The organism is Rhizobium sp. TBD182 (genome assembly GCF_001950375.1).
GTDB classification, from domain to species: Bacteria; Pseudomonadota; Alphaproteobacteria; order Rhizobiales; family Rhizobiaceae; genus Agrobacterium; species Agrobacterium tumefaciens.
The window spans coordinates 1-201 of the sequence record NZ_BDLN01000006.1; the positions used below are offsets into that span (position 1 = coordinate 1).

Here is a 201-nt window from a genome sequence, read left to right on the forward strand (position 1 = left end):
TGACGGTGATCAGAAGCACGCCGCCGACGATGGCAAGCGTGTTGAAGATCGACTGGAAGAAGGCCGGATCGGTGTAGAAATACTGGTAATTGAACAGGCCCGCGAAGCTGACATTGGCAGGGTTGAGGAGATTGTAGTTCTGGAACGAAAACCACAGCGTCATCGCCAGGGGCACGATCATCCACACCAGCAAAAGCAGCA

At 54.2% G+C, this 201-nt stretch carries 1 pseudogene; it reads right to left on the reverse strand.

The window, feature by feature from the left end:
- Positions 1–199: pseudogene (locus tag T18_RS17755) on the reverse strand (sugar ABC transporter permease); the annotation flags it as partial.
- Between the last annotated feature and the right edge of the window lie 2 nt (positions 200–201).